Origin of the sequence: Eubacterium sp. AF36-5BH, from assembly GCF_003460505.1 — a bacterium.
Taxonomy (GTDB): domain Bacteria; phylum Bacillota; class Clostridia; order Lachnospirales; family Lachnospiraceae; genus Eubacterium_G.
Genome location: NZ_QTVG01000008.1, coordinates 77260 through 99297 on the forward strand (window position 1 = coordinate 77260; position 22038 = coordinate 99297).

The window sequence follows — 22038 nt, forward strand, 5'->3', positions numbered from 1 at the left end:
ATTCTGCTCTTTCGCTTTTCCACATATCGCTAACAACATATTTTTTAAATCATGTTTTATTTTCCGCACTTCTCTATTGCTTTGTTCTACTTCCTGATAATATTGTTCTTTTGCTTATGCTTCCTGTAACAACATTTCTTTTTCATAGTTATCCGATAATGTATCTATTACTTTAAGAAACATTTTAAACATTAAAACATTACTGGTAATTGTCATAATAATTATAACCAAACACATTATATTAACTAAACCATTTTTACTATTTTGAACAATATTGATAGCAATACAACATATGACAATACTTGAAAGCGGAATAATAACTAGAAATTTGCCTGTGTCAAAAGACAATTTGGGAAGTTTCATTTCCTTAATTCCACAGATAACATAAACTATCAAAAAACGGATGAATTCACAAATGAAAGAACTACCATAATAACGGATAAAGTATGGAATCATCTCTCCTGAAATATTTAAAATAAAAAAACCGATTAGTTCTGCCACAATTCCAAATCCTATGTACAAAACTGGTAGGATAATATGATAAGAAATACTATATGAAAATGAGAGATTATATAGATACATTATTAATATACATAAAATAAGATTCATACTTTGATTATGAAACTGGTTTACTACACTTATCAATATAATACAACCACAAAAAAGACTAATGCAATATTTCTTTTCCATGTTTCTTTTTTCACTGAAACAATTGAAATATTTAAAAATAATCAAATAGTCAATTAAATTTATTACAATATCGTAAATTATACTCATACCTTCCCCCTTAAGTAATCTAAATGTTTTTTCTTGAGTTCCTTTTTATAATTTCTGCTTAAATATAACTTCTTTCCGTCCTGTAAGATTACATTTTCTCCTATAATGCCTTCAATCTTTGAAATATTTACAATCAAAGATTTATTCAGTAAACCAAATGTTTCGGTATCTAACCGTGACCATATTTCTACCAGCGTCATATTACACTGATATCTTTTTTCATCGGTTGTATAAACCCATACTTTTCTGCCCTCTTTTTCTAAATAACTAATATTCGAAAATGCAATGCTGTAATTATTTTTTCTGTAAGAAAACACAAAGCTTTTCTTTGCTACACCCAGATATTTCTTTGTTTTCTCCAGCACCTTTTTTATTTTTTCAAAAGTCAGAGGCTTTTCAATAAAATCAAACGTTATCGTTTCAAATACATCAAATACATACTGAGAATGACTTGTCATAAAAATAATTAAGGCATTTGCATTGTCTTCCCGAAATTTTTTTGCAAAATCTATTCCTGACATTTCTTTCATCTCAATATCTAATATATATACGTCAAAAACTTCATCCTGCTCTGTTATGTACCGCTGTAATTCTTCCGCACAAAAAAACACCTCATATTCCAGTGATTTATCATGAATAGTTTCAATATATTCTTCAATCTGTTCAATTATTGCCCTGTCATCATCACAAACCGCAATTCTCATCTTCTGTCCCCCTTTTTTGCCCTTAATTATACCATAATTCAACACTAAATGCATCCTTAACAAGAGTTTCGTCCAAAAACCTTCTATGTTGTGTTCATAAAATAATTCAGATGTTTTTCCTTGACCAACATCTTATAATCTCGTGCAATATATAATGTTTCTCCATTTATCAGATGAATTTCATCTCTTATAATTTCATCAACCATGGATAGATTGACAATACAAGAACGATTAATTTTAGCAAACATACCTGTTGAGAGTTGCTCCAAGATTTCTTCCATTGTTATATTACATTCATACATATGCTCTGAATTTGTATGAATATATGCTTTTCGTTTTATCTTTTCTATGTAAATAATATTCTGATATGGAAGTGCATACTGATTTTTGTTATGCATAAATACAAAATTAGTTTTAGAAACAAAGATATAATTGGATACCTTATCTACAACTTTTTTAAATTTTTCAAATGTTACGGGTTTTACTATAAAATCAAAAGTATTCACATCGAACACATCTGTAACATATTTAGGATAACTAGTCATAAAAATAATCAACGCATATTGATTAACCTGCCTAATTTTTTCAGCTAATTGTATCCCTGATGCAGTTGCTATTTCTATATCTAAAAAATATACATCAAAATCTAATTCTAACATATGACTGTAAAACTCTTCTGCTGAAAAATACACTTCATATACAATAGATATATCTTTTAATTTTTCTATATACGACTCTACTTGTTCTACAACAAATTCATCGTCATCACAAACTGCCAAGCGTAACATCTCTCTTCCCCCTTTAATTAATCATCTTCACAATCTTCAAAATATTCTGAATTGAAGAATTCCGCCATTGTTATTCTTAAACCATTACATATCTTATTAATTGTCGCAACAGTCGTATTTGTACCTGACAATATATTTTTGAGTGTAGACTTTGGAATGGCAGAACGTGACGCTAAAGTATAATAAGTAATATTCTGTTCACTACATAAATCTGATATTCTTTTACAGATTGCTTCATTTGATGTCATAGCACTCCTCCCATATATAGTCCTATTAAGATTTTACTTGTTAGTTTTCAAAATTAGGTCTATATATAGTGCTAGTATGTTACAATATTTTATTTGTTTTTTGTGAAAAGATTACATATAAACTACATTTTGTTACATTTTTAATTTTCAATGGATAATCTATGGTAATCTCTATTAAAAATATAAGGAGGTTCTATTATGATTAAGATTAAAAATTTAATTACAAAAACAAATGTTAAAATGCTTTCTTCACTTGCTACATTTGCATTAGTTATTACTACAATGGCATCCAATCAGAGATGTTGGTATGTATTACATGAAGAAAAATTGCCTGAAAACAGTAAAAAACTTAGGAAATTTTAATTATGGCAATATCAGATTATTTAGTTAATAAAATGGTGGAAAAAAATATTATTAATGAAGATAGAAAAATTTATATTTATGGATTGAACAGTGGTTTTACGATACTTATAAATATCATAACAGCATTATTTCTTTCATGCGTCGTTCGCAAGACAGATATTTTACTATTCTTTCTTATTTCGTTTGTACCATTACGTTCATACTGTGGGGGAATACACTGTAAATCTCGTTATCTTTGCTATATATATTCCAACATTATCATTACCAGTTTGCTGGTTATTCAGAATTATTTTTACGAAAATATTGTCATTTTTCTGGTAATATCCTTTGTGAATTTTCTTTACTTGTTTTGTACAAAAACAAAAGGTAACCAGGTGCGTTCTTTGGATGACTATGAAATTATTCAATATACTAAGATAAAGCGTATCATTTTATTAATAATTGTTTGCGTGGGAATTATCTTATTTTTAACAGAATATTTTCTATATTCTACTACATTTTTTACATCTATTAATCTGTCAGCCATTCTGGTTGTTTTTGAAAAAATGAAAAACAAAAAATGTTGTATACATAATATTTAATTGCAATTAAATAATCTGTACAAAAAATATGTAAACTGGTAATATCCAATGTTCTTACAACGAATATTACCAGTTTTTATTCTCTTTAACTAAAAATCAAGCTGCTCATAATTGAGAATAATAAAAATTATATTATCTGTTTCCAGATCTAAAATCAAACTAAAAGCTTAATCTATCTTATTGGCAAACCTTCTTCCTTATCAGACACCTGCATAAATTCATCTTTTTTTATGGGATGAGCACTATCTACAGCTTTTGCCTTTTCTTCCTTGTATGTTTCAACAATCTCTCTATATAATCTTTCTCTAAACTCTTTTGTTATTGGGAAACATATATCCTGATATACTGCCTTTCCGTCCTTATCTGTCTGTTTTGTTTTGTAAGAAGGCATTGCCACAAATACATCATTTTTGCCCTGAATGACAGATACATTATTGATTACGAAACTGTCATCAAGATATATTCTTGCCAGTCCTTTTATGTTATTTCCTTCTCTCTCATACGGTGTTACCTTTACAGCAAATGATGGCATTTCCAGCTCATTTGCTTCTTTTGTCACCTCTCTGTTTTCATTTCCTGCGTTTTTATATCCATCAAGTATTGCATCATATAATTCTGTTCTAAACTCTCTTGTGATTGGATTACATATATCTTTATAAATATAATTATTTTTTTCATCCACCTCACTGCTTCTGTACCTTGGCATAGATACGAACAGATTGCCTTCACTGTTTTCAAGGATTGCGATGTTTGTCACTTTAAATGACTCTCCAAATACTACTGTCGCAAATCCTCTTAAATTTCCTTCATTTTTTCTTACCTTATTTACTTTTACTGTATATTTCATTTTCTACTCCTTTTCTGCATAAATTATTATTATGCTATGTTTTAAAATTTCTTGTTACTAAAATAGGGACAGCTATCTGCCATCCCTGTTACTTTCATCAGGATATTCACTCATATCCTGTGTTTTACTGTCTTTGTTTACGGTATATGTGTTTTTCACATTCTCTGATACTTTCAAATTTGACTGTTCTGACACACATATTTCTTCATCAATGTTCTTTTCCAAATCAAGCATTGCATTTAATTCTGCCTGCCTCTTTTGCTTGTCACTTAATTCTTTCTCATAGGCAAAAGGCTTCTCATACTCGCTCTTTGAGGACTCCATATCTCTCTTATACTGTTCAATCTTCTTTTTGAGAAATTCTTCATTTTCATTTAAGTTATTAAACAGGTTGTCAAGTTTTATCATATTTCCCACGGGGCTTGTTGACATTTCAGCATTATACTCTGTCTTTCCACGAAGTATCATATAATTAATATCCATATAGTTCTTTTCTACTAACAGTGTAAAGCCTCTAAAACTTCCAATCTCATAAGTATCTCCGCTTTTGCTCTTGCTTACTGCTTCAAGCAATGCAGTGCCGCCTTCACTTCGCTCATCATATGTAATCTTACCTATGGTTATGGCAAATTCATCACCTTTTAATAATTCCTTATCTCTTGCTTCAATGTCATATTTTACACACTTAAGTTTTTCTTCTGCAGCTTTAATCAGTTTCGGATACTTAATCATAAAGTTATCCTGAAAAGTATATCTCTGGCTGTCGTAATTAGCCTTTAACAGCTTTAATCTCTGCAATTCATTATCAATTTCCATCTTTTCCTTTATCAGTGGATTACCTGTTGCAACTGCCTTTATCTCTGCATAAGACAATGTTGCCTCATCTATATCTTCACATGTTCTTGATACTGCCTTGCTTGTCATTACCTGACTTATAAATCTCTGTTTGTTCTCCACAAGTGACCATGAATATGCATCAAAAGTTTCCTTTGTAACATATCTGTATACTGCAACTTCTTTATTCAAATTGCCCTGTCTTATTCCTCGTCCCTCTCTCTGTTCAATACTAGTCGGTCATTTTTTGCGGACAGTTCAATACATGCCTGTCTGTTTCGCTCCCTGCTCCTGCGTTTGCTCTCGTTTGATTTCTCCCTCTGTATCTTCTTGGCACAAGCAGGACAATACTTCGATATGCCAGAGCGGGGAACATATTCAACACCGCACACCGTACAATTCTTAGGCTTTAACGCAGTCCACCGCTTTGTCGGTGTGATATGTAATTCACCGACAAAGCCGATGAATTTATAATAAATCTTGATTTCCTGCCGCACCATTCCGTCTGTAAGTTTCTCACGTTCCGAAACAAGTATCTTGTCTATAAGTGCGTTTATGATGGTTGCGTCCAGTTCCTTAATGCCTTGATAGTTGCGGATTAGGGAGAGGAAATCACGGACACCCTGCGTCTTCTCATAGCTGTCGCTGAGCGTTTCCGTTACCTCTTTCAGCCTTGCTTCAATTTCAAGCTGTTCTTTCTGGTATTTTCCCGACATCATCTCAAAATTCCGCTCGGTAATACGCTCCATCACCTTATCTTCATAGAGTGAGGAAAACAGCCTGTCCAGTTCTGCAAGGCGTTTGTTCAGTTTTCTTTGCTCCTTTTCCAGTGCCTTTGCCTTGCTCTGGTCTGTTTCCGTGAGCCGCTTTTCAATCGCCCTCACTGCCTTTTCATCATTGACTGCCATATCCGCAAATCGGTTGATGTCGGTGAGGACAGCGTTGAACAAGTCCCTCGCTTCAATGCTGTGTGCGGTACACATGATATTACCGTATCTGCCATAATTATTGCAGGAATATTGTACGCAGTCGATGATGTCGGGGCGTTTCCTCCTGTTGGCACTCATAGCCCGCATCGCATAGCCGCAGTCCGCACACTTAATAACGCCTGCAAAGATGTTCTCAAAGCCGCCCTTGTTTTCTGGTAATCTGCGGCTTGTAATAAGCTGCTGTACGGTATCAAATTCCTCCTGCGTGACTATCCCCTCATGGGTGTCTGGTATCACTTCCCATTCTTCGGGCAGCTTAGAGGGGCGTTTCTTGCTTTTCATGTTGGCGGCAATCCGCTTGTAGCCTGCAAGGTTTCCCGCATATATCGGGCTTCTTAAAATGCCCCTTACGCTGTTCTCGCTCCAAATATAACGGTTCTCCTCATTCTCCTCAAAATACCTCTCATAGCCTGTTGCCCCCTGCTCCGCCGCATAAGCGGCGGGGCGTAAGATATGCTGTTTGTTGATGTGCTTGCGGATTTTGGCGATTCCGTTGCCCGCTAACGCAAGGTCAAATATTTCCCTTACCACATGGGCAACTTTGTCATCTATCAGCAGATGGTTGTGGTCGGCGGGGTCTTTGACGTAACCGTATGGTGCTGTCGTCCCCATGAATTTCCCCTGCTGAAACCTCGCTCGGTACGCCGATTTTATCTTGACCGACACATCGGCGGAATACATTTCGTTTAGGATGTTGCGGAAAGGCGTGATGTCCATAGCGGATTTATTGAGCGTGTCCACGCCGTCATTGACCGCTATATACCTCACATTATGCTCTGGGAAAAACACTTCCAGATACAGTCCGCAATCAAGATAGTTCCTCCCCAGACGAGATAAATCTTTCGTGATAACGCAGTTTATCAGACCGCTTTCAATGTCCTTAATCATGTTCTGGAAACTTGGTCTTTGGAAATTTGTACCAGAGTAACCGTCGTCCACATACGTTTTTGCTAAGTGCCATCCCTGCTTTTTCACATAATCCGTGAGGATGGATTTCTGTGTCGCAATGCTCGCACTCTCGTTATCCGTGCCATCGTCTTTTGACAAGCGGCAGTACATGCCGACTTCATAAATCTTGTTCTCCATTCTTATTCCTGCCATACTGTAAAACCTCCATATCTGTCCTATCTGTTTTCATGTTCCATTGCGTACATTCTAAGCGGACAGCCCCTCATTGTCGAAGGTGTCGCCCTCGGCAATCTTCTTCCGAATATCCTCGGAAATAATCGGGATAAACGCTTCTGTGACTGTCTGCGTGCCGACATATTCACGGCTGATTATCATCTGAACTGGTGCTTTCGGCACGATACGCTTTCTCTTTTTATCTGCTTTCTTATCCTCGCCCATACTTAAATCTTCCTTTCCAGACAGGGCAGGAGAACGTCTGGAAACGCCCCGCCCTGTCAATCAGATACCATCAATCCCCGCTGTTTACTTCTTTCTGTAATGCTTCAAGGAGTGCTGCTGCTTCATCAGCGTTCAACGTGATACCCTTTCCGCACTTCTCACGGTTCGGGGAAAAGCTGCGGATGTCATATTTCGGCTCTCTTCCGTTCCATGAGATAAGATTGATTTCTTTTGTGTAGCCGCTGTCGCCCTTAGACAATACGGCGATTTCCTTTACAATCTCATACTGGATTTCTTTCATTCTTCATACCTCAATTTTCTGCATTTACCTCCCGAAAAGAGAAGATTAGCGGCTGTCCCTGCCCCGTTTCCTCTGCAATTCACGCTCCAAAAGTTTAATGATGGTTTCCTCCATCTGCTTCGGCGTTGTGTTCTTCGGAAAATACTTTTTCAGCTTGCTTGTGTTGATTTTCAAGGTTTCTTTCTGGTTTCCCTTTTCCTCCGTCATAATTGCAAATATCGTATCCATGTCAAGCCGCCCGCTCTGGCTTAGGCTTTTCATCCGCTGTGCCTGTGAGAGTGAGGGCGTTGCTTCTTCGCTCTCCATCGTGGCAAAGAGGTTTTCCTGCTCGTCTTTCTTCAAAAAGGACAGTTCCACCGCAGGCGTGAGGGCGATTTTCCCCTCGTCCACCATCCGCAAAATCGGCGGTATCAGTTCCGTCAAACGGATAAATCTTTGTACGGTCATCCTGCCTACGCCGAAGCCCTGTGCCACCTTGTCGTCCGTCCGCAACTTCGTCACAACTTGTGACGAGGTTAAGTCTGTGCGGAAACCCTGCCGCTTCATGGCTTCGGATTTCATCTTGTAGGCAAACGCCCGCTCTGATGGCAGGATATTCTCACGCTGTAAATTACTGTCTACAAGGGTGATGATGGCTCGGTCACGGTCTAAGGGCAGGACAAACGCAGGCACGGTATTTATCCCTGCAAGTTCAGACGCACGGACACGCCGCTGCCCTGCAATCACTTCATAGCCGTTCCCGTCCTCTTTCGGGCGTGTGATTATCGGCGTGACAATGCCAAATTCCTTGATGCTTTCCGCTAATTCTGACAGCGTTTCATCCTCTGCCACATGAAACGGATTGTCGGGAAACGGGTACAAGTCTTTGGTCTTTAACACCTTAAAATCCTGTTTCTTCATTCACATATCTACCTTTCTTTCGCTCTGCTTTTATGGTTTTTCTGCAATTCTTCCAACACTTCGGGCGGTATCTTTGAGAGCAGCCGCCCCATCTGCTCGTTGGTTCTCTGCAACTCAAATATCTTCTGGTTCGCTTTCTGCACCTTTAGTTCCTGCTCATACTTTTCATCACGCATACGCCCCGCATAGTCTGATTCCTGCCCGATTTGCTCCTTTAGGCTATTGATATAGGCACTCTGCTTACTGATTTCCTTTGAGAATTTCTCCACGTCTGGGAGCCATGCCGCAATCAGTTCCAGAGCCTTGTCACGCTTCTTCCCTGCATTAAAGGCGTTGATGTCGGACAGTGCAGACACAATTTCCTCATACTGTTTATCAAGCCTGCCGCCCAACTTATAGAGCCATGTGGGGACATGTTTCCGCTTCGTTTCCATTGAGGACTGACCTCTTTCAAGCTGATTCCACCGTGAGGACATCCGCTCATGGTAGGCGGTCTGCCATTCGGACAGGCTCTTTTGATTGCCTAAAATTGTTTTGGCAGACAGCTTATTGTCTGGTGTAATCGGCACAAAACAGAGGTGCATATGCGGCGTTCTCTCGTCCATGTGGACGACTGCGGAGAGGATATTTTTCTCCCCGACACGCTCTGAAATGAAATCCAGAGCCATCGTAAAATACGCTTTCTGTTCTTTGGGCGGCAGGCTGTTCATAAATTCTGGCGAAGCCGTGATAAGCGTTTCCACCATCATCACGCTATCTTTCCTCGTCCTGCACCCTGCTTCGGCTACCATGCGGTTAATCTCTTTCTTGTAGGTGTACCTCGGCGGATTCACAAGATGGTAGTTATCTTTCGAGCGTTCCATATCTATATCTGGATTGCTTTTATAGGCTTCTTTTTTACGCTCGTTGTGGCGTTCGCAAGCCGCAACGCCGCCCGCTTTGCAAGCGAAATCTGCCTGCCGTGTTTTTTGCGGCTGTACTGATAAACGATATGGTTCTCATTTAAAAATGTGGTGCGGTATTCATTGAGCCATTTCGTAATCACCGTGGGTATGGTTTCCGTTTCCCTCATAGCGGCTAACAGCTCCGTTGCCGTGCCTGCCCATTCTTCCTTATCCCTCATAAAATCCACCAACCGAAAAAGGACGTCTGGTATCGTTTCTTTCGCAAGCTGCTCCTGCGTTTTTCTCTCCACAAGTTCCCAACTGCAATCACGGAAACGCAGCGTGTATTCCTGATAGGGCGTGTCCCTGCCCGTCACATACAGCTTGGCGGTGTCGGATGCCCGTTTCTCCTTTTCCAGAACAAAGGTAGCGTCCGCACTCCCCGTTAAGCCTGTCGTCCCAGACACCTTGTTGAACACATCGCTGTCATTCTGCTTTCGGATGTGGTGTACGACAATGACCGCCAATGAATGCCTGTCGGCAAAGTCTTTGATTAGTGAGATGTCCCCATAGTCGCTTGCGTAGGCATTGTCTTTTGAAGCTGTACGGACTTTCTGCAAAGTGTCAATGACAATAAGCCTGCTGTTTGGGTAATCTTTCAGATAATCTTCAAGCTGCACGATAAGACCGTCTGACAGCTTGCAGCTTGCCACGGCAAAGTGAAGCCGCCTGCTCGCTTCGTTCGTCAATCGGAACAGCCTGTCCTGTATACGGCAGAACGTGTCCTCAAGGCAGAGGTAAAGCACGTCGCCCTCCATTGTCGGCATATCCCACAAGGGAAGTCCCTGCGACACGCATAAACATAGCTTCAGCATGAGCCAGCTCTTTCCTATCTTCTGTGAGCCGCAGAACAGCGACAAGCCTGTGGGGATAAGGCTGTCCACCACAAAGGACGGCTTCTCAAGCGGTTCATAAAGGAGCGTTTCGGCGTTGACTGTCTGTAACTTCTGCATGGCTTTCCTCCTTTCGGGCGGTGTTTTTGTTTTCGTTGCACATAGGCGTTGACCTCCTTAAAAATAGATTTACTCCCACGAAGAAAAAGTGAGAGTATGTAATGCCGCCAATCCCACACAAATAAAAAACAGATTTCTTTTTCGGGCGGTGTCGGTCACGGTTGGAGATACTTCCTCATTTCCGCCTTTACTTTCTCCTTTGCAATCGCAACAGATTTCTGTATTGCCGAAGCGGTGCAATGCTCCATAGCGGCGATTTGGTAAAAATTGAACTCATACTCGTAGTAGAGCAGGAAACGCCGCCTTTGTATCTCTGGCAGTCCGTCAACCGCCTTACAGAGCAGTTCTGCCCGTTCTGCCTCAATCATTTGTTCCTCTATGCTCTTAGGCAGCTTCAACGCCCGCCTGTTCAGCGTTTCGTCCCATACTTCCGAAAACTCCCTGTGCCGCTCGTCCCATTGGAGGAGATTCCTGTTCCTGCGTTCCATCTGCCGAAACTCCATAAAGAACTGTTCCGACACTTCCAACTCGTGGGATTTGCCCTGCCCGTCCTTAAAGCTGATAAAATACCTTGTGCCGCTTTCCGTGGATTCCTCCCGAAGCGTGTACGCCTTAACTCTGTATGCCATCCCGCTTGCCTCCTGCAAAAAATAAGTGAGGGGATTTCCATCCCTCACCCAGTAGCCCGCAGGACGGCAGGCTGTTTTAGACGCTATAAAATTTTCGTAGCTTCTTCCGCAGATGGTCTAACCTCGCATAGATGGCACCAGTCGTCAAATGCACGAGCGGGGCAATCTCCTTTGTGGAATACCCCTGCATTTTCAGCAGGACGATTTTCAAGGTACGCCCGTCCACCGCGACTAATACTTGATAGAGATTTTCGCTCTCAATCTCGTCCAGTAACTCCGCAACCGTACCCACTTCCGTCTGCCGCTCCCTGTCTGCCATGTCCTCAAGGTATTCCGCAATGTCATTCGTCCATCGGTAAAACCGCCTGTTGGAATTGAAGTCTGCCCTGTCCGCAATGCGTATCTGCTCAATGGTCGCTTCATCAACGCCGCACTCACGCAGCAGCTTTTCCTCCGCTTCTTTCCAGATACGCCATTTCCTGTCCTCCCGTCCGTGGTTATATGCCATGCTTCTTTTCCTCCAATCAGAATTGATTGAGAGGGCAGAGAAAAACCCCCTCATTTTCCCAAAGGAAAAAACAAGGGGGCTGAACGCCTTAAATTTTAATTTTCTATTATCTTTCTTAGTTTTCTTAGGATTCTGGCTTTGCGTTTGTTCACAACGCTCTGGGTTATGCCGAACCTCGCCCCGACTTCACGCTCAGAAAGTCCGTCAAAAAAGATTGCCTGTATCAATTCCTGTTCACTATCCGACAGCAAAGGCAGGGCGGCTTTCAGCCTGTCCACCATAACCGCATTGACAACGGTTTCCGCAATGTCTGCCGCTTCATCAGCGATAAAGTCTAAAGGCTTCCCCTCGCTGTCCGTAAATCCATCCAGAGAAAGCAGGCTGTTCTTCGTATCTAATTTTTTCAGATAACGCCACCGTTCCTTATCTCGGTAGAAGTCCGTGTATTGCTCCCTCACGACTTCAAGCAGACAGCCTTGAATGGGGATAAACAGCTTGTCCATATAGGTCTGGTCGGATTCCCTGCGGCGGCAGAAATCCGTATAGGACAGTTCCACATATCTGCCGCTTTCCTTGATATATACCTTTCTCGGTGCGTATTTCACTGTAAGTACCTCCCATCTGAATTTTTGAAATGTTCAAAATCCAGATGGAGAGGTGGCGAACGACACCTAACACCACTAATAGCCCTATGGCACTTTCCAACAAAAATCGACAAAAGAAAAACCGCAAAGGCTCTATGACCTTTACGGTTATGGGAAATATTAATTCTGTTGTATGGAGATTGTACTTCTACATTCAAGGCAGGAAGTGCCGTTGCATAGGCAGAAATTTTTTTAACTGGTTTCCTGCCGTTCTCTGATATGCTATGTATTGATAAATTTTGCTTCGTATGAGCAGATAGATAACTGCCCGAAAAAAGGACATAAAAAAATCCCTCCAAATTTAAAAACAAATTCAGAGGGTAATTTAGGGTATAACAAAATAACCCACCCGAATATCGTTTTTTTTATTTGGTGAGTTTGTTCTTTCAAATACGAAACAAAAAGAGCCGATGATTCGTGAATTGTTCCACAATTTCATCGGCTCTGCGTCTTAAGCGTCTGGCTCTTTGATGACAGTTATCTTCAAGTTGTCAACTTTAATCAATCTTTCTTGTCTGCATTTTGGACAATAAAGGGGATAATTCTCCAAAACAGTGTCCTTCCTAATTTTATTACGGGTTTTGCTCCCACAAACAGGACACAATATCCATTCGCATTTCATCATAATTAGTCTCTAATCCTTTCAAATCTCATTTTATATGACTTTTGCAAGCTGTTAAGCTAACTTGTGGAACATATGCCGAACCTTATCTATACGGCTATTCGGGCGGCGGGGTTGGCAAATAAATTTACCAATAGCTGGCTGGTATCCTTTTAACTCTGTCAAGCAGACTCCCTGCCCATTTGTGAAATAAGTTAAATCGTTCCTGTATTCTTGAATACATCTAGCAGGGATTTCTCCTTTCAGAATGACCTCGTCATTCTTTATCTGAGTACTTACAATATCTGCACAATACCTTGGAGCATCATGATACGCCCGTGAGAGATATTCCTGCGGTGCATAAATTTCAAAGTGGAGATATGGCTCTAATAGTTCTGTCCCTGCTTTTTTTAAAGCCTGCTCCAATACGATAGGGGAAAGCAGCCGAAAGTCTGCGGGGGTACTTACAGGACTATAATACAATCCATATTCAAAACAGATTTTACAGTCTGTCACTTTCCATCCATACAGCCCCTGCTCGCAGCCATAAAGAACCCCCTCCATAACCGCATTTTGGAACGATTGATTTAAATATCCAAGTGAAACTCTGCTTTCATACTGCACTCCGCTTCCAATAGGGAGCGGCTCTATGGACAACCCGACAGAAGCCCAGAAAGGATTTGGCGGGACTTCTATGTGGATGGTATATTCTGCTTTTCTAAGCGGTCTTTCCATATATATAACAGTAGGCTCTTTTATTTCTGCCTCCACATGATATTTTTCCTCAAGGATGGCACAAATGACTTCCATCTGCACATTCCCCAAAAAAGATAACATAATCTCATGGGTAACAGTATCAATGTCAAAATGCAAAAGAGGGTCTGTATCAGCAATCTCTGCGAGGGCATTTAACAGGGCTTCCCTTTGCTCCGGCTTTTGCGGCTCTACCGTTGTCCGAAGTAATGGCATGGGATTATCAATCCGTGTTTTGTGAGGCAGGAGTTTTTCATTTCCCAGGATATCGTTCAGTTTCAAAGTATCATCAGCTAAAATAACAATTTCTCCCGGACAGGCATGGTCAGCCGGGACGATTTCACCATTTGACGGAATACACATCTCTGTGATTTTTATTTTCTCTTTTTCAGATATTCTAATAACATCCCTCAAATGCAATGTTCCGCTATATATACGCACATAAACAAAACGCCGCCTTTTCTCTGAATATTCAATCTTAAAAACCTGCCCGCATAGTTCAGATTGACCTTCAGGCGTTGATGAATAAAATTTACTGGCAATTACTTCTATAAGCTGCCGAATCCCCAGATTGTTTTTAGCGCTTCCGTGATAAACGGGAAATAACGTTCCGTTTTGGAATCTCCTGTTTTCTTCCTGTTCCAGTTCTGACATTTTAAACGGTTTCCCTGACATATATTTCTCTAATAGTTCATCGTTTCCCATAATTACCGCATCCCACTGTTCCATATCGTCATTGTCCGTTACATTTATATGGGGATGCTGCCCAACCTTTTGCTTCACTATAATTTCCGAAGAAAGCTTTGCTTTCATTTCCCGATATACCATTGGCAAATCAATCCCCTCTTGGTCAATTTTATTGATGAAAAAAATTGTCGGAATCTTCATTATCTGTAGTGCATGAAACAGTATACGGGTCTGTGCCTGTATGCCATCCTTTGCAGAAACTAATAATACTGCTCCGTCTAATACGGATAAAGAACGGTATACTTCCGCCAAAAAATCCATATGGCCTGGCGTATCTATAATGTTGACTTTTACATCCTCCCACTGAAAAGATGTCACTGCTGTCTGGATAGTGATTCCCCTTTGACGCTCCAAATTCATTGTATCTGTCCTTGTTGTGCCTTCATCTACGCTCCCTAGTTCTGCAATTGCACCACTGGTATACAATAAACTTTCCGTTAATGTTGTCTTTCCTGCGTCAACGTGAGCCAGAATGCCTAAGTTAATTATTTTCATGTGATTTTCCTCCTATCAACACCCAAAAAAGGGCATAAAAATACCCAGTGATAAATACTCCTATCACTGGGTAAATAACTCCAATAGCCCCAAAACACTTATATGTTTTCGGGCATATAAAATTACATGATAAAAGTATTCTTAAACTGGGTACAAAAAACTAAGCCCCATATTAAAAGTGAAACGAGACTGCTACTTTTTGTTCCCACTATCAAATTGACAGTTTATTTAAGAATACCTTGCCGCATATTTATTAACTCCTTGTATAATACTGAATCTAATTATATTCCTTAACCCTTTATTTGTCAAGCTGACAAACTAAAGCAGAAAAAGCGGCAGGATTTCCCCCTGCCACTAATCATCTGTTTATGCAAAAATAATTTCCTTTTCCACAATCTCCCTCGCACAAGCCCTTATGTTATTGAGGCATCCTGTCCATTCTAAGGCGTTTTCTGCCTTTAGCTGTTCCGTTATGCCCTGTGCCTGTTTCATACCCTCTATGAGCCTTTCAAAGCGTTCCTGTGCCTGTCTGTTGATGTCGGCAAGGTAGGCGTTTAGCCTGCCGCTTGTAAGAAGATTGGTGTATGTAACTTTACGGTACTGTTTTAGATAATCTAAATGCCGTTGCCCCCAGATGCCTATTGCCTGTTCTTCTTCGGCGGGTACAGTTAAGCACGGTATCAAATAATCCCCTTGCCTTTCGTATTTGCCGCCCAGTTCCTCAAATAATGATTTTGCCATTGTCTGTTACCTCCACATTCTTTTTTATTTTGAATGTCCGCAAAATCCGTCCTACATCTGACGGTTTCCAGGGGCAGTCTATATGGTGCATTGCTACAAGATGTGTCTGAACATTTACTCCCGTACCACATTTATCTGTTGAGCCTATAAGTATCTTCTTTTTACCTGTTCTCATTTCCTTAAATAAGATATCTCTTTGTGCATCCGTTTTTGCATCATGAATAAATGCTATTTCATTTTCGGGTATTCCTTTTTTTACAAGTTCAGACTTTACGTAATTATATACATCAAAATCTTTTCCTCCGGGCGTTCCAATATCTGAAAAAACAAGCTGACAGCCTATTTTTTCTTCACTGTTCGCCCTGCCATATTCGTAGAACACATTTTCTACCACCTTATTAAGTTTTCCGTCAGGATTGTTTGGAGCATCCTTATCAAGAAGTCTTGCATCCGTTCCAAGCAATCTTGCCTCGTGAGTTATCTTTAAAAAGTTATCAACACTGGAGTCTACGCCACCATTTCTGATACGCTCTGCCCTTACCACAAAATCTTCCATTACCTGTTTGACATACCAGTCCGGCTCTGATTCCACAATGATGTACTTTCCATCTCTTAATTTAGGAACTTCAAGCTCCAACATATCCTGTGTCTGTACATCAGCAACCTGTTTAAATATGTTCATAAGCTCCGGCAGATTGGTAAACTTATTAAATCTGCTTTTCATACGAAAACCGCTTCCTTCAACTGTAAGTTCAAGTGCTGTTGTAATCTCACCGAAGTTTGCTGCCCATGAATCAAAATGATATATTCCCTTTTCTTCCAATGTATCCTTCTGCAGATAACTTTGCATTACATACATTTCACACATTGTATTGCTTATAGGTGTTCCAGTGGCAAATACAATTCCTCTTCCCGGATTTATCTCATTTATATACTGACATTTAAGCTGCATGTCTGTTGCTTTCTTTGCTCCCGAACTGCTGATTCCTGATACATTATTAATCTTTGAAAATATGGCAAGGTTTTTGTAATTATGTGCTTCATCCACCATAAGACAGTCGATGCCTAATTCTTCAAATGTAATCAGGTCATCTTTTCTCTGCTCATCTGTAAGAGTCTTTAACTGCTCTTTTAGTCTTTTTTTCTGAGCTTCCATTTGTTTTACAGTCCATCTTTCACCATTCTTTTCTTTTGTCTCATCTATGGCATAAGAAATCTGTTCTATCTGCTCATTTAACATTCTTTCCTTTCTCTCTTTTGAGATTGGAATTTTTTCAAATTGGGAATGGGACATAATAATGCAGTCATAATCTCCCGTGGCTATTCTTGATATAAACTGCTGTCTTCTGCTTTTTTCAAAATCACGTTCTGTTGCAACCAGTATGTTTGCAGACGGATACAAACGTAAAAATTCAGATGCAGTCTGATTTATTAATGCTTTAGGAACAATCATTGCTGTTTTGTTTGCAAGACCTAATCTTTTCTGTTCCATACACGCTGCCATCATTTCAAATGATTTTCCTGCTCCAACACAATGGGCAAGCAGTGTATTTCCTCCAAACAATATTCTTGCCACTGCATTTTTCTGATGAGTTCTTAATTCAATCTCAGGATTCATTCCCGGAAAAGTCAGGCTTGAACCGTCATATTCACGAAGTCTTGTATTATTGAATGTCTGATTATAATAATCTACATATTTCTTTCTTCTTTCCGGTTCTGCAAATATCCACTCCTTAAATTTCTCCTTAATCAGATTTTGTTTTTCCCTTGCAAGCATTGTTTCATTTTTATTTACAACATAATGATATTTACCGTCACCGTCATCCACCCTGTCTTTTACAGTTACGGTCTTTAAATTAAGGCTTGCTTCAAAAATAGAATAAGCATCCATGCGGCTTGTTCCATATGTTTTGGAAGCTGCCACAGAATGCTTATCCATTGATTTATTTTCTATAAACCATTCCATACTGTATTTATTCAGATGAACCATTATTCCTGATGAATAATAAGCACTTCTTATTGCTTTTGCACGTCTCGGTGTTCCTAGAAGTTCATAAACAAATTTCTCATAATCCTGTTCTTCAATCCATGTTGTACCTATCCTTACATCTATTTCAGATGCATCCAAATCTTTAGGCTGAACCTTTTTAAGTTCTTCTGCATTTATTCTAAATATTTCAGGAGTTTCTTCAGCATACTTTTCTGCCAATGTAAGCTTACTTCTTACGTTTCCTGACAAATATTCGTCTGCCGTCTCCCACCCCTCATCCATATTGTTTTCATTATATCTTGAGGGATTTAAAAAGATTAGTCCTCTTAGTTCTTCTATTAGTTTTTGGCTCTCTGCATCATCTGACCTATTCTCATCTGAAAAATTGTTATTTTTATCTTCGTCATATCCATTTATGTCAGGTGTATATATACTAAGCATAAACGGAATGTTTACCTCTCCAAATTCACTGATTGAAATATTAAGGGCTTCCACTGCAGTTTCAACTCTGTCTATCGTCACCTCCGGTTTAATTGTCTGTTTATAAAACATGTCAGCCTTTGTAACCTCACCGTCTTCATCCACGTTTTCAAGAGAACACAGAAGAGGATAGTCAGCATCATCACGAAATGCCCTGTTATTTGCCTTTGATGTAATCGCACCGTATTTATTTATGAACTCATCATACTTATCATTTAATATCTCCTGACAGTTTTTTAATTCTTCCTCACTGCATCCTTTAGTCTGTATGTCAATAAGATTTCTTGTAAGTTTTCTTATCTCATCAAGTACTTTTATCCTTTCCTCAGCTGTCCTTGGATACTCCTTTAAATACATCTGGGAGTTTTGTCTGAAATACAACTTACCGTCTAAAAAAGTATATGTAAAATTTCTGACATCCGGATTTGCCTCAATTATCTCCTCATTTTCTTCCGGTTCTTCAATTTCAAAGTCTGTTACGGTTGCCTCAAGTTTTCCTATTGCACTACTTAAGCTTTCATAGATATTGAAATTTTCTTTATGATTTATACATATGGTATATTTGCTTTTACCTCCAAATCTTCCTGTATCATACTCCATTGTCCCAAGCATCATATCAGGGTGCTCCACAAAATATGAATTAACCGGTATGCCCTCTTTCGTATATCCAAGATGTACCCAGTCAGGTTCAATGTCTATCTGTCGTTCCCTTTTTTTAAAAAACAAAATGTCTGATGTTACTTCCGTTCCTGCATTTTCTTTAAATGCCGTATTGGGAAGTCTTATTGCACCGATTAATTCTGCCCTCTGTGCAAGGTATCTTCTTACATTCGGGTTTGCCTTGTCCATTGTGCCCTTCGTTGTAATAAATGCCGCTATTCCTCCCGGTCTTATCTGGTCTAACGCCTTTGTCAGAAAATAATCATGTACACGAAAGTTTAACTTATTGTACTTTGGATCATATACTTTATAATCTCCAAAGGGTACATTACCGACTGCAGCATCAAAAAAGTTATCCGGAAACTTTGTATCTTCAAATCCTGCAATTGTGATGCTTGCGTTCTGATATAACTGTTTTGCTATTCTTCCTGTAACATCGTCCATTTCCACACCGTAAAGTTTACAGTTTTGCATTGCATCAGGCATACTTCCGAAAAAGTTTCCAATACCCATAGACGGTTCAAGAATGTTTCCCTTTGTTACTCCAAAGTTTGCAAGTGCCTGATTAATGCACATGGCAATGTCAGGAGAAGTGTAAAAAGCATTATTAACACTTGCTCTTGCATTTTCATATTCTGCCGGGGTAAGAATTTCTTTTAATTCTTTATACTCCCTTCTCCATAAATCATTCTTTTCGTCAAACACTTCCGGGATTCCGCCCCACCCTGCATACTGTGAAAGTATTTTCTGCTCATCATCTGTTGCAATTCTTTCTTCTTTTTCAATCTGCTTTAATGTTTTTATTGCTTCAACATTCCACTGATACCTTGTTTTAGAACCTCCTGTTTCAATTTCCCACAGATTGTAATGAAAGTCTTTCTTTTCAATGTCTCGTTCCATGTCAGGTATAGGCTTTTTACCCATTTCAAACACTTCATCCGGAATATCATACTCACCGATTATTTCTTCCTCAATTATCTCCTGATAATATTCTCCTTTGTTTATCAGAACCCTTAATTCTTCCTCAACAGTATTCCAGCTTACATATCCTTCTTTTTCTCCTTCAGCATCTCTCCACTGAAATTTCATTCCCTGAGGCTTAAAAGTATCATATCCATGTAAACCATAGCCATTAATTGGCCAGCCTGCTCCTCCAAGACCAAATTCCTTTTTTATAAGTTTTGCTCTTTCTGATGGGCTGTCCACTGTCTGATATATTTTGTATACTCTTTCCTTTCCTCCCACAAATCCGGTTCCTCTTAAGAGAACTGAAACAATGTAATCATGAGGAACTACACGTTCTTTTTTCGGTTCCATATAGGTATATTTTTTTCTTTGATTAGGCAAAGTTTTTTTACTGTCTGCAACTGTTATTTCTTTAGTATTATCATCAAATAAAAAGGAAGCCTGCTCAAAGCCTGCTTCCCTTGATACTCCAAATGAATTAATTTCATCCAGTTCTTTATTTAATTCTTCATTTATCTTTCCGTCAGAATTTTCAGATTTATTTTCTAGTGAAATCTGTACACTATCTGATTTAGAACCACTTCCTCTGCCATCATCTTTGCCTGATTCCTTAGTTTCCACATTCCCATTGTTGAAGTAAGATTCTGAGATTTGTGTTTCTTTAAGTAATCCGTCATCAGCGTGTCTATCAGACTGTTTGCCTCCGTGTCCACTTCCTTCATTTTCTCTGCCAGTCTTCCCAGCCGATACAGTGTGTTGTATCTGTTCCTCTCGTTTTCCTTCAGATACTCTGCTGCCATCATTCCGTACTTTCCTATCTGTGTCATGCTTATTTCCTGCTCCTGTGGCAATTCCAGATTCGGATACAGCATTCCGTCTGCTCCCTCGTGATAAGTTATTCTCTTTTCTTTCATTTGTGACGCTCCTTTCTTTTTCTATTCGTCTTACTCTGTAATTAAACTCTTTAAGAACACTACAGGATACGTCACATACAAGGGAACCAAAGCGGTAAATATCATCTTCATCAGATATATTTATTATAAAACTCATGTCCTGTTCTTCAGCGGACATGTCAAATCCACATCTTGTACCTACTGCATATAAAACGCTTTCATATAACATTTTTTCAACAGTAAGCCCCTGCGTTTCATTATCTCCACCATTAATCACACCACCTGTAATCCAGTTAAGTTCAGAAATCTCTGCTTCGGATTTCTCTTTCATTATAGATCGTATGTTCTCCTTTGTATAGTTCTTTAAGAGATTCTTTAAACTTTTTCTGTCATCATTTAAATAAGGCTCAATCTTTCCTTCTTCTGTCAGTTCGTCCACCAGACTTTTTAGATTATCACCATTCAAATCCCATGTTAGTTTAACGTTCTTTCCTCCTGTATCAGATATATCAAAAATGTATCGCATATGTGTTTTTAAAATCTTTGACGGAAATATTGCAATTCCCCTGCTTCCTCTTTTTACATATCTGCCTACCTTTTTCCATGAATCATAATCTCCTACCAGAGTTGCATTTGGTCGCTGTGCATAAACCATAAGTATGTTGTCAAACTCATATCTGTAAATTCTTCCTGCTATTCTTAAAAAGTTTTTCCAGTTGTCTGCACTGGATACAATGTCATGAATATACTCGTCATACAGTCTTTGTACCTTGTAATCAGCACTCATTTTCAATCACCCCTTTCAAGGCATCTCTTATATCCTTTCCGTCAATTTCATCGCCAAGGCAGTCCCAACCTTCAGCTGTCTCTCTGGCAAACAGTTCAATACGTGGCACATCCCCGCAAAGCTCTACAATACGTTTCCTTATTTCATCAGGCTTTTTGCTGTGTGCCATTACTCTTGCATCACATATCTGACTTACAGCTTTGGAAACACGTTTAGGATGTCCTTTGGTTCCGATTAGACATACTTCTGAATTAGACCTTGTCCAAAATCCTAACCCCATAAAATAAGTGTCTTTTTTCTTATTTCTCTTTACCCAGTTAAAACCACAGGTTTTATATGTAAATCCCCAGCTCTCCATTACGGAAATTCCCTCTTTAAGACATGGAAACGTAATCCATAAAAATAATACACAATCATCATCTGCAATATTAGCTACCGGAAGTGAACGTATGTCATCAATATTCATTGTATGGTAATGATTTTCTGCACTTCTTCCCTGACCTTTTTTTGAATACACACGATACTGCCAAGGGGGATCAGCGTAAATCACTTTATATTTTTTACCCAT

20 protein-coding genes and 2 pseudogenes are annotated in these 22038 nt (G+C 39.2%); 2 read left to right on the forward strand and 20 right to left on the reverse strand.

What is annotated here, in order from left to right:
* Positions 1-114: 114 nt before the first annotated feature.
* From DW006_RS09715 to DW006_RS09730, 4 genes are all read right to left on the reverse strand, one after another.
* Positions 115-777, reverse strand: a complete 663-nt coding sequence (locus DW006_RS09715; protein WP_118000171.1) for a hypothetical protein — start codon at positions 775-777, stop codon at positions 115-117.
* A complete protein-coding gene (locus DW006_RS09720) occupies positions 774-1481 on the reverse strand; it encodes a LytTR family DNA-binding domain-containing protein (RefSeq protein ID WP_158561115.1) in 708 nt (235 codons plus the stop codon). The genes DW006_RS09715 and DW006_RS09720 overlap by 4 nt, the downstream gene beginning before the upstream one ends.
* Positions 1482-1564: 83 nt before the next feature.
* Complete coding sequence (locus DW006_RS09725; protein WP_118000176.1) at positions 1565-2269, reverse strand: LytTR family DNA-binding domain-containing protein; 705 nt, start codon at positions 2267-2269, stop codon at positions 1565-1567.
* A gap of 17 nt (positions 2270-2286) precedes the next feature.
* Entirely contained in the window at positions 2287-2517 is a 231-nt protein-coding gene (locus tag DW006_RS09730; protein WP_118000178.1) for a helix-turn-helix transcriptional regulator, read from the reverse strand.
* A 198-nt stretch (positions 2518-2715) separates the two neighbouring features.
* Between DW006_RS09730 and DW006_RS09735 the strand changes: the two genes are divergently transcribed.
* Together DW006_RS09735 and DW006_RS09740 are read left to right on the forward strand one after the other, a co-directional pair.
* The gene (locus DW006_RS09735) at positions 2716-2880 is read left to right on the forward strand and encodes a cyclic lactone autoinducer peptide (protein WP_243002608.1); all 165 of its coding nucleotides are present in this window, start codon (positions 2716-2718) and stop codon (positions 2878-2880) included.
* A gap of 2 nt (positions 2881-2882) precedes the next feature.
* Entirely contained in the window at positions 2883-3461 is a 579-nt protein-coding gene (locus DW006_RS09740; protein WP_118000183.1) for an accessory gene regulator B family protein, read from the forward strand.
* Between the two features lie 172 nt (positions 3462-3633).
* Here the strand turns inward: DW006_RS09740 and DW006_RS09745 are convergent, their stop codons facing one another.
* From DW006_RS09745 to DW006_RS09835, 16 genes and pseudogenes are all read right to left on the reverse strand, one after another.
* The gene (locus DW006_RS09745) at positions 3634-4308 is read right to left on the reverse strand and encodes a SpoVG family protein (RefSeq protein ID WP_118000185.1); all 675 of its coding nucleotides are present in this window, start codon (positions 4306-4308) and stop codon (positions 3634-3636) included.
* A gap of 72 nt (positions 4309-4380) precedes the next feature.
* Positions 4381-5334, reverse strand: coding sequence for a hypothetical protein (locus DW006_RS09750; protein WP_118000187.1), 954 nt, complete (start codon positions 5332-5334; stop codon positions 4381-4383).
* A 40-nt stretch (positions 5335-5374) separates the two neighbouring features.
* Positions 5375-7232 (reverse strand): annotated as a pseudogene (locus tag DW006_RS09755) (recombinase family protein).
* 54 nt (positions 7233-7286) lie between these two features.
* A complete protein-coding gene (locus DW006_RS09760; protein WP_002596259.1) occupies positions 7287-7478 on the reverse strand; it encodes a hypothetical protein in 192 nt (63 codons plus the stop codon).
* A gap of 70 nt (positions 7479-7548) precedes the next feature.
* Complete coding sequence (locus DW006_RS09765; RefSeq protein WP_002596258.1) at positions 7549-7779, reverse strand: PC4/YdbC family ssDNA-binding protein; 231 nt, start codon at positions 7777-7779, stop codon at positions 7549-7551.
* A 45-nt stretch (positions 7780-7824) separates the two neighbouring features.
* A complete protein-coding gene (locus DW006_RS09770) occupies positions 7825-8679 on the reverse strand; it encodes a ParB/RepB/Spo0J family partition protein (protein WP_002596257.1) in 855 nt (284 codons plus the stop codon).
* An 8-nt stretch (positions 8680-8687) separates the two neighbouring features.
* Positions 8688-9620 (reverse strand): annotated as a pseudogene (gene mobV / locus DW006_RS09775) (MobV family relaxase); the annotation flags it as partial.
* The gene (locus DW006_RS09780; protein WP_243002609.1) at positions 9545-10576 is read right to left on the reverse strand and encodes an AAA family ATPase; all 1032 of its coding nucleotides are present in this window, start codon (positions 10574-10576) and stop codon (positions 9545-9547) included. The gene DW006_RS09780 and the pseudogene mobV, both read right to left, overlap by 76 nt.
* Positions 10577-10731: 155 nt before the next feature.
* Positions 10732-11205, reverse strand: coding sequence for a sigma-70 family RNA polymerase sigma factor (locus DW006_RS09785; protein ID WP_002596254.1), 474 nt, complete (start codon positions 11203-11205; stop codon positions 10732-10734).
* Between the two features lie 76 nt (positions 11206-11281).
* The gene (locus DW006_RS09790) at positions 11282-11713 is read right to left on the reverse strand and encodes a sigma-70 family RNA polymerase sigma factor (protein WP_002596253.1); all 432 of its coding nucleotides are present in this window, start codon (positions 11711-11713) and stop codon (positions 11282-11284) included.
* 95 nt (positions 11714-11808) lie between these two features.
* On the reverse strand, positions 11809-12318 hold the full coding sequence (locus DW006_RS09795) for a sigma-70 family RNA polymerase sigma factor (protein ID WP_002596252.1): 510 nt from the start codon (positions 12316-12318) through the stop codon (positions 11809-11811).
* A gap of 490 nt (positions 12319-12808) precedes the next feature.
* A complete protein-coding gene (locus DW006_RS09810; protein ID WP_002779755.1) occupies positions 12809-12982 on the reverse strand; it encodes a cysteine-rich KTR domain-containing protein in 174 nt (57 codons plus the stop codon).
* 51 nt (positions 12983-13033) lie between these two features.
* On the reverse strand, positions 13034-14953 hold the full coding sequence (gene tet(O), locus DW006_RS09815; protein WP_117823345.1) for a tetracycline resistance ribosomal protection protein Tet(O): 1920 nt from the start codon (positions 14951-14953) through the stop codon (positions 13034-13036).
* A 366-nt stretch (positions 14954-15319) separates the two neighbouring features.
* A complete protein-coding gene (locus tag DW006_RS09820) occupies positions 15320-15694 on the reverse strand; it encodes a TnpV protein (RefSeq protein WP_001129922.1) in 375 nt (124 codons plus the stop codon).
* Positions 15675-21470, reverse strand: a complete 5796-nt coding sequence (locus DW006_RS12450; RefSeq protein ID WP_347475129.1) for a DEAD/DEAH box helicase family protein — start codon at positions 21468-21470, stop codon at positions 15675-15677. The genes DW006_RS09820 and DW006_RS12450 overlap by 20 nt, the downstream gene beginning before the upstream one ends.
* On the reverse strand, positions 21460-22038 hold the full coding sequence (locus tag DW006_RS09835) for an MT-A70 family methyltransferase (protein ID WP_118000193.1): 579 nt from the start codon (positions 22036-22038) through the stop codon (positions 21460-21462). Before DW006_RS09835 ends, DW006_RS12450 begins: the two co-directional genes overlap by 11 nt.